Origin of the sequence: Bordetella petrii (genome assembly GCF_020991325.1) — a bacterium.
Lineage (GTDB): Bacteria > Pseudomonadota > Gammaproteobacteria > Burkholderiales > Burkholderiaceae_B > Bordetella_A > Bordetella_A petrii_E.
The window spans coordinates 1-2,243 of record NZ_JAJMLX010000441.1 but is presented as its reverse complement, the minus strand read 5'-3'; the positions used below and the strand labels follow the sequence as shown (position 1 = coordinate 2,243).

The window sequence follows — 2,243 nt, the reverse complement described above, 5'->3', positions numbered from 1 at the left end:
CGCGTTTGCTGATAGAAGATCTTGCTTTCCATCGTATCCATCAACGCGTTGTTTCGCGGCGTGAAAACGTGCGCCAGGCTGATCGAATCGCGTTGCGTGGAATTCCGCTGCCTGCTTGCGCCGACAACGCTTTCTTGGGGGGCGCGGCTGTTCAGCTTTTTATACATGGGCGCGCTTTCGCGGCTGGACTTGCGATAGAAATCCAGGGTGCCTATGATGCGGCCGCTGCCCCCGCAAGGCCCTCCGCTGGGCTCCAGGGCCCCTCCCGCGCGCCTCGCCTGATCATCCCGGCCGGCTTGCCAATAGCGGCAAGCCCATGGCGGGATCGTTACGCGAGGTTTTTTCACGTCCGTACTGACCGTGGGCCATGGCCGCCGCGCAGCGCGCACGGCCGTCTCATGCCGGCCTCTTGGCGCCGGGCCGGTACGGCACTGCGAGCGCATCATGGATAAGGACGACAAATGCTACACAGACGCACGTTTATCGCCGCGGCCGCCCTGGGCGGGCTCGGCATCCTGGCCGGCTGCTCGGACCAGGACACCGCGCAGGACCTGCGCGGCATGAGTTTGGCCGGCGCCGATTTTGGCAAGGGCTTCACGCTGCAGGGCACCGACGGCCGCGGCCACACCCTGGAAGATTTCAAGGGCAAGGTGGTGATGGTGTTCTTCGGCTTTACCCAATGCCCCGACGTCTGCCCCACGGCGCTGATACGCGCCGTGGAAATCAGGCAGAAGCTGGGCGAACAAGGCCAGAACCTGCAGGTGCTGTTCATTACCGTAGACCCGGAACGCGACACCCCCGATGTGCTTTCCGCCTACGTCACGGCCTTCGACCCCGGCTTCATCGGCCTGTACGGCTCGCCCGAACAGACCAAGGCCGTCGCCAGGGAATACAAGGTGTATTACAGCAAGATCCCGACGGGCTCTTCCTACACCATGGACCACACCGCCCTCAGCTACGTATACGACGCCCAGGGCACGCTGCGGGTGGCCTTGCGCCACAACCAGCCCATCGACGACTACCTGCACGACATCGGGCAGATCATGGGCCGGCGCGGCTAGCGCGCCCATGTCCCTGCGTTCGCAGATCCTTTTGAAGAGAACACTGATGAAAGCCATACACCGAATCGCCCTGGCCATGGGCCTATCGCTGGCCGCCACCGCCGCCGGCGCGCAAGTCACCGTGGACAACGCCTGGGTACGCGCCACCGTGCCCGGGCAGCATGCCACCGGCGCCTTCATGACCTTGCGCTCGCCCACGCCGGCGCGCCTGGTTTCGGCGCAATCCGACATCGCCGCCACCACGGAAATCCATGAGATGGCCATGCAGGGCGACGTCATGAGAATGCGGCAGATAAACGGGCTGGACCTGCCGGCCGGCCAGGACGTGGCGCTGAAGCCCGGCGGCTATCACCTGATGCTGCTGGACTTGAAACACCAGGCCCAGGCCGGCAAGCAGGTGGCGATATCGCTGGTGTTCGACGTGGGCGGCAAGCGCCAGACGGTGCAGGTGCATGCCCCGATACAGCCCCTGGCCGGCGGCGCGCCGCAACCCCATGCCGGCCATGGCATGCCGAGCCATCAACAAGGAGCCCGCTGATGAAAACCCTGGCGCTCTTTGCTGTTTGCGCCGCGCTGCTGGCCCTGGCCCCGGTCTTCCTGGCGATTGCCGCGGTGATCAAGCTGGAAGGACCCGGAAAGGTGTTCTTCCTGCAGGAACGCGCCGGCCAGGACGGGCGGTCCTTCAAGATGTTCAAGTTCCGCACCATGGTCCCGGACGCCGAGGCGAAGCTGGCCGCGCTGCGCGAACGCAACGACGGGGCCGGGCCGCTGTTCAAGCTGAAAGACGACCCGCGGATCACCCGGTGCGGGCACTGGCTGCGCAAGCACTCGCTGGACGAGCTGCCGCAGTTCCTCAACGTGCTGCGCGGGGAAATGTCAGTGGTCGGCCCGCGCCCGCCGTTGTTCACCGAAGTCGCGGCCTACGAAGGCCACACCCGCCGCCGCCTGCGTATGACCGAGGTTCGACTTCACCGAACCCAGCCACAACGGCTCCTGCCGCTCCTGACCGTACGTCGCCAGCAACGCCTGCGCCTCGATCGGGTCACCCAACGGCGTCCCGGTACCGTGCCCCTCCACCACGTCGACGTCCGCCGCGGTCAGACCGGCACTCACCAGCGCCTGGCGGATCACCCGCTGCTGCGACGGACCGTTCGGCGCCGTCAGACCGTTCGACGCCCCGTC

Annotated in this window: 2 protein-coding genes and 2 pseudogenes; 3 read left to right on the top strand and 1 reads right to left on the bottom strand. The window is 66.1% G+C overall.

Going from position 1 to position 2,243, the window contains the following annotated elements; all coding sequences use genetic code 11:
* Nucleotides 1–461: 461 nt before the first annotated feature.
* From LPZ50_RS24270 to LPZ50_RS24260, 3 genes and pseudogenes are all read left to right on the top strand, one after another.
* The gene (locus tag LPZ50_RS24270; RefSeq protein ID WP_230665403.1) at nt 462–1,061 is read left to right on the top strand and encodes an SCO family protein; all 600 of its coding nucleotides are present in this window, start codon (nt 462–464) and stop codon (nt 1,059–1,061) included.
* A 46-nt stretch (nt 1,062–1,107) separates the two neighbouring features.
* Nucleotides 1,108–1,599, top strand: a complete 492-nt coding sequence (locus LPZ50_RS24265) for a copper chaperone PCu(A)C (protein WP_230665401.1) — start codon at nt 1,108–1,110, stop codon at nt 1,597–1,599.
* Nucleotides 1,599–1,943: pseudogene (locus tag LPZ50_RS24260) on the top strand (sugar transferase); the annotation flags it as partial. The gene LPZ50_RS24265 and the pseudogene LPZ50_RS24260, both read left to right, overlap by 1 nt.
* Nucleotides 1,944–1,982: 39 nt before the next feature.
* Here LPZ50_RS24260 and LPZ50_RS24255 read toward each other — a convergent pair.
* Nucleotides 1,983–2,243: pseudogene (locus tag LPZ50_RS24255) on the bottom strand (hypothetical protein); the annotation flags it as partial.